General features: G+C 69.2%; 5 protein-coding genes. All 5 read right to left on the bottom strand.

Annotated features, from left to right (window positions below; translation table 11 throughout):
• Positions 1 to 118: 118 nt before the first annotated feature.
• Genes TSO221_RS33200 through TSO221_RS33190 form a run of 5 tightly spaced genes read right to left on the bottom strand, consistent with a single transcriptional unit; the run spans position 119 to position 2,296 of the window.
• On the bottom strand, positions 119 to 991 hold the full coding sequence (locus tag TSO221_RS33200) for a formate/nitrite transporter family protein (RefSeq protein ID WP_109122742.1): 873 nt from the start codon (positions 989 to 991) through the stop codon (positions 119 to 121).
• A 26-nt stretch (positions 992 to 1,017) separates the two neighbouring features.
• Complete coding sequence (gene pflA / locus TSO221_RS33195) at positions 1,018 to 1,791, bottom strand: pyruvate formate-lyase-activating protein (RefSeq protein WP_109122741.1); 774 nt, start codon at positions 1,789 to 1,791, stop codon at positions 1,018 to 1,020.
• Positions 1,792 to 1,810: 19 nt separating this feature from the next.
• On the bottom strand, positions 1,811 to 1,987 hold the full coding sequence (locus TSO221_RS35805) for a hypothetical protein (protein ID WP_158284297.1): 177 nt from the start codon (positions 1,985 to 1,987) through the stop codon (positions 1,811 to 1,813).
• Positions 1,988 to 1,996: 9 nt separating this feature from the next.
• Entirely contained in the window at positions 1,997 to 2,131 is a 135-nt protein-coding gene (locus tag TSO221_RS36920; RefSeq protein WP_282187862.1) for a hypothetical protein, read from the bottom strand.
• A 54-nt stretch (positions 2,132 to 2,185) separates the two neighbouring features.
• Complete coding sequence (locus TSO221_RS33190) at positions 2,186 to 2,296, bottom strand: glycine radical domain-containing protein (RefSeq protein ID WP_109122740.1); 111 nt, start codon at positions 2,294 to 2,296, stop codon at positions 2,186 to 2,188.
• Between the last annotated feature and the right edge of the window lie 2 nt (positions 2,297 to 2,298).

Here is a 2,298-nt window from a genome sequence, read left to right as displayed (position 1 = left end):
CAGCGTCACGTCGACCTCGACGGTCGGGTTGCCGCGGCTGTCCAGGATCTCGCGGGCGGTGATGTCGGTGATGGCGCTCATGGTGTCGGTGTTTCCGTAATTCGGGTGAAAGGATGGCTCAGTGGCGTGTCGCCGGGCGGCGGTAGATGAACCAGTAGACGGCGCCGACCAGCAGCGCGCCGCCGACCCAGTTGCCGAGCGTCACCGCGCCGAGGTTGAGGAGGAAATGACCGGTGTCGATGGACGGGAAGCTCTTGTGCAGTTCCGCCCAGAAGCTGTCGGGCGCCCCCCATTGGATGAGCATGCCCAGCGGCACGAAGTACATGTTGGCGACGCAGTGCTCGAACCCGGCGGCGACGAAGGCGCTCACCGGCAGCACGATGGCGGCGATCTTGTCGCCCACGCCGCGCGCGCCCAGCGCCAGCCACACCGCCAGGCAGACCAGCACGTTGCACAGGATGCCCAGGAAGAACGCCTGGACGACGGGAAGCGCGCTCTTGGTCGTCGCGATGTACAGCGCCGTCGCCCCCACGGCACCGTGCCCGAACGTGTACTGGCCGGACAGGTACACCAGCACGGCCGTGCCGAGCGCGCCGACGAAATTGCCGAGCCACACCAGCGTCCACACCCGCAGCATCTCGCGGATGCTCAGCCGGCCGCTGGCCCAGGCCATCACCAGCAGCGCGTCGCCGGTGAACAGCTGGGCGCCGCCCACCACCACCAGAACGAGGCCCAGCGAGAACACCAGGCCGCCCAGCAGGCGCATGACGCCGTAGGGCACCATGCCCTCCGCCCCCGACCAGGTGATGGTGGCGAACAGCCCGCCGAGCGCCACGAAGGCGCCGGCCAGCACGGCGAGCGCCAGCAGCGTCAGGGTGTCGGTGTGCGCCTTCTTGACGCCGAGGTCCTCGGCGGCCTGGGCGATGGCGGGGGGCAGGCGGGCGTCCAGGGTGTACGGCGGTTCCACGCCCGGCAGTTGATGCGTGTCCATGGGTCTGTCCTTCAGGATCGGGCCGTTCAGGCTGTGCGCAGGCCCTGCGCCCGGAAATGGTCGCGCACCCGCCCGGTCAGCTCGTCCGAGGGGGGCTCGGTGGTGGCGAGGAGGTAGGGAATGCCCAGCTCGCGCCATTTGAATTCGCCCAGCTTGTGGAAGGGCAGGACGTCCACCCGCTCCACCACGCCCAGGCCGGCGGCGAACTCGGCCAGGGCGTCGATCTCGCCGATGTCGTCGGTCAGGCCGGGCACCAGCACGTAGCGCAGCCAGATCGGCTTGCCCATCAGGCTCAGGCGCTCGGCGAACTCCAGCGTCGGGCGCAGCGGCACGTTGGTCAGCGCGCGGTAGGTGGATTCCTTGAACGCCTTGATGTCGAGCAGCACCAGATCGACGTCGGCCAGCAGGTGGTCGTCGGCGTGCGCGCCGAGGAAGCCGGAGGTGTCGATCGCCGTGTGCAGGCCGTGCTCCTTGGCGCCGCGCAGGACGGCGGCGCAGAACTCCGGCTGCACCAGCGGCTCGCCGCCGCTGATGGTCAGCCCGCCCCGGGCGCGCTTGAGGAAGTCGGCGTAGCCCGCGACCTCGGCGACGATCTCGGCCGCGGCGGTGCGGGTGCCGTCGTGCATGTGGCGGGTGTCGGGGTTGTGGCAGTACTGGCAGCGCAGCGGGCAGCCGGCCAGGAACAGCACGTAGCGGATGCCGGGGCCGTCCGCCGTGCCCCCGGTCTCGATCGAGTGCACCCAACCATCGACCTTGGGGCCATCGACCTTTGGAAGGCCGGCGTGAACGTGCGTGTCCATGGTGCGGTGTCCCCTTGCGCTAGCCCGAGATGACCACGAGGGCTCCGTGCGCGGTGATGTGCAGCTCCGCGCGAATATATCGTCCGCTTTCGCCCTTCCACCAGCGGCCCGGCGCTTCGAGGAAGCGGAAGCCGCTCTGGGTGAGGAAGGGTATGGCTTGGTCGGCGTCCGGGAAGTGCCGTGTCTCAACGTCCATGGCGGTGCCTCAGGGCCAGACCGCGGCCCACACCATCGCCAGGCAGAGGAACCCCACGATGAGGGGGATCAGCCGGTCGATCTGGTCGTCCGCCCCGGAGACATGCTCGGCGGCGTTTTTGAAGGGATAGGGGTAGTAGTGCATGGCTCGTGTCCTGTGCGGCGCCCTTCCGCACGGGAAGGGCGCCGCGTCGGTGCCTCAGTGCATGGCGTGGAAGGTTCGGGAGATGACGTCGAGCTGCTGCTCGCGGGTCAGCTTGATGAAGTTCACGGCGTAGCCGGAGACGCGGATGGTGAGCTGCGGGTACAGCT

The sequence above is a fragment of the Azospirillum sp. TSO22-1 genome (assembly GCF_003116015.1).
In the GTDB taxonomy this organism is placed as follows: domain Bacteria; phylum Pseudomonadota; class Alphaproteobacteria; order Azospirillales; family Azospirillaceae; genus Azospirillum.
This window is presented reverse-complemented; position numbering and strand designations above follow the sequence as displayed.